This window comes from Streptomyces sp. NPDC002130 (genome assembly GCF_040296465.1).
In the GTDB taxonomy this organism is placed as follows: Bacteria; Actinomycetota; Actinomycetes; order Streptomycetales; family Streptomycetaceae; genus Streptomyces.
This window is the reverse complement of sequence record NZ_JBEOXI010000523.1, coordinates 1-2,656: the sequence shown is the minus strand read 5'-3', so window position 1 is coordinate 2,656 and position 2,656 is coordinate 1. Positions and strand designations below refer to the sequence as shown.

Sequence of the window (2,656 nt, the reverse complement as noted above, 5' to 3'; positions counted from 1 at the left end):
GGCGCCTCCACTGGCCAGCGAGATCTCCCACGATCGCCCGCTGCCTGTGTCTATTGCCGCAATTTCCCGTACCGGGCGCTCGCCGTTGTCGGTCGCTGCGGTATTGACGTGAACAACAAACAGATCGCGACCGCTGTTGCCGAACGGTGAAGGAGTTGCCATGGCGTGGAGGGTAGCTGCCAGCATGGACTGGATTGCGATCCTTGCCGATGCGGCATTGTCGATCTGAAGTGTCGAAATCAGTTGTTCTGTGTAGGGGACCGACGATCAGGATAATCGGCGAGGACTGCGGTGGTGAACGCCTGATACTGGGACTCCGCGAAGTCGGCGAAAAGAGTAGCGACCGTCCCGTCGTATGGCTTGCCCTCGATCGTGATTGTTGTTTTCGGCGGGCCCTCGCCAATAGTGGTGTGTCTCTCCAGCGCTCGATGAGTGACCTGGTCCCGCACCAGTTTGAGGAGTCTGAACTTGTTATCGCCCATTAAGGCCTGGCGCCACCGTTCCTGGCCTTCGTGGAGCTGCACACCGTTCTTCCTGATCGCCTCCCTCAGGTGTTCCAGGTCAGACTCGCCATGGGGATCGAACCGCCCTGCTCGTCGCAGTCGATACGCAGCAGCTGCGCAAAGATCGAGGCAAGTCAGGGCCGTGCGCGAGGCAAAATCGATCGGGGCTAGTTGTAGGACATCGAATTGCTCGGGTGCGAAGCGTTCATGGATGTACGTGTCACCCTTGGGGCCAGCCATCTCTTGCGCCAGTCCCGCAGCTATGCGAGTGAACCCCACTTGAAAGGCAGCTGAGGCAATCAGTGCTGAAGCGGCCTCATAGTCTGCGGGGAGTGACTTGAGGCGATCCGAAACAGTGTTTGAGATCGTCAACAGGCGAACGTCGTCACTCGGTCTGCTCATCCCTAATTCTCTCGCACGTGACGAGTGGATATGTAGAAAATGGGAAAGCGAAAAGGGCCCCACCTTTGGACGGTGAGACCCTTCCCTGGCCGTGCGGTTCATTGTTTGACTGCTGACCTTGTGCAGAGTTGAGGTCAGGGGAGTCAGGCGGTCACTTTCGCAATCGCGTCGCGGAAGTGGTTGGTCAGATCCTGGAGGGCGGTCGTTCCAGCGGAGTCGATGACCATTTCTCCGTAGCTCTGGTGAGCTCCGGAACCGATGAACGAAGCGAACTTCAGTCCTTCAGTCCCGATCTGTGCCAGTGCATCGGCGCCGTCAGAACCTGCCAGCGCGGTGAGATTCGAAGCGAGCCCACCAAGGTCCCCTGTCTGGGACTGCTGAGTTAGCTGCTGGCCGGTCGCCGACGATGCGGACGCTGCTCCGAGTTTGGCCGGATCAGTCTTCTGTCCACCCCCGAGCGTGCCTACCGCGATCTTCGCGAAGTCGAGGATGTGGGGGAGTGCACCCAGACCGGCTCCGATGACATCGCCGGTTTCGATCGCGTGCCAGAGCTGCTTCTGCAGTTCGCCGGCGGAGTTGGCCAAACCGATGATATCGAGGTTGCCGACGAGTCCGACGATCATCGACACGATCTGAGCGGTACCGGACGGGTCGGGGATCATCGCGATGAGTGATGCTGCGGTCTTGTAGTCCAGTCCTGCAGCGAGCTTGACGAGTGGTTCGAAGAGAACATTGATTCGGTCGAACTCGGCGTGCACCGCCTTGACCTTCGCCATGGGATCGAGCGCGGGATCGAGAACGATCTGCGGGATCCGAGTCGTGAAGATGTCGGCGACAGCTGGAATGTTGTTGGCCAATGCGAAGGCATTCGTCCCGATGTGGGTGACCTGATCGATCAGGACACTCGGCTTGATGATCGAGAGCGCGTTCGCGGCAACGGAGAGCCCATCCGCCGGGGTGGACGTCAAAGGTGAAACCTGATTGGCGAGAGCATCGACGGAAGCCTGCAACTGCGGCACCTGCGCCGCGCCTGTGGCTCCCTGGACTGCCTTCGTTATCGAATCGGCGGCCTTCAATGCGCCGGCCACATCGATACCCTTGACCGTCTCGACGATCTTGCCGGCCGTGAACTCGGGCGTCGATGCGTCCGCTGACTTGAGTGATTGTTCGACGGCGGGATTCTGAGTCACCCACTTGGTCGTATCCGCTACAGGGACCAGAGTGTTTGCAATGTCGGATGCCGCTGCGCTCACGCTGGCGAGGTCGGGAGAACCAGACTGGAGCTGCTTCTGCAGAGTGTCGACGTTGCCGGCAAGGCCCGGGAGATCAACCTTCGAGTAGTCCGAAACCAGGGCGTTCTGCAGGGTCGCTGTGTTGGGCTGAGAGCCATCACTCTGCTGTGGACCGGATGCAGTAGGGGGCTGTGAAAGTACTCGGCCGAGACCGGCAAGTAACCCGTCCTTGTTGCTGTTCGTCGAGCAGTAGAGGTCGTCAGGTGCGCAGTACGACCGCGTTACCGAGGCTGTCTTTCCGAATCCGCCTGGCCGCGCCCACGCCTTGAAGCCGGCAGTTGCGTCCTTGACGTGCAGTCGCAGAATTGCGTTGACGTAGAAGTTCGCCCAGGCGGACAAAGCCTTGCGATGCCACGGCCAGTCACCCGTACACCGACAAGGAGGGCGCCCCGCGCCATCAGGAGACGTCCCTCTACCGCGCACCCTCCGGCGCCTGGGTCTTCGCAGCAGGAACGTTCG

General features: G+C 60.4%; 2 protein-coding genes. Both read right to left on the bottom strand.

Annotated features, from left to right (window positions below; genetic code table 11):
- Positions 1-239: 239 nt before the first annotated feature.
- Complete coding sequence (locus ABT116_RS42185) at positions 240-875, bottom strand: hypothetical protein (protein ID WP_351645731.1); 636 nt, start codon at positions 873-875, stop codon at positions 240-242.
- A 173-nt stretch (positions 876-1,048) separates the two neighbouring features.
- Positions 1,049-2,536, bottom strand: coding sequence for a hypothetical protein (locus ABT116_RS42180; RefSeq protein ID WP_351645728.1), 1,488 nt, complete (start codon positions 2,534-2,536; stop codon positions 1,049-1,051).
- Positions 2,537-2,656: the final 120 nt, after the last annotated feature.